The sequence below is a fragment of the Longicatena sp. 210702-DFI.1.196 genome (assembly GCF_020563125.1).
Taxonomy (GTDB): domain Bacteria; phylum Bacillota_I; class Bacilli_A; order Erysipelotrichales; family Erysipelotrichaceae; genus Longicatena; species Longicatena caecimuris.
In genome coordinates, this window is sequence record NZ_JAJCPX010000148.1 from 1 (window position 1) to 234 (window position 234).

Annotated in this window: 1 protein-coding gene; it reads left to right on the forward strand. The window is 40.6% G+C overall.

From position 1 onward, the window contains the following. Positions 1-234: transposase (locus LI241_RS15720; protein WP_227151529.1), on the forward strand; the 234-nt coding region annotated here is incomplete at both ends.

Here is a 234-nt window from a genome sequence, read left to right on the forward strand (position 1 = left end):
TTTCCTCTGCACTTCAAATCGTAAATACTCTTGAACGGCAAATAGAAAGCATTGAAAAGGAAATCTTAGCTATCATGGAAGAACTGCGTTCTCCTATTGATACGATTCCGGGAATCAGTACGCTTAGTGCTGCGACTATTCTCGGTGAATTTGGTGACTTCTCAAAATTTAGTAATCCGAAACAGCTTTGCGCTTTTTGTGGAGTAGAGCCTGCCATTTACCAATCTGGAACAT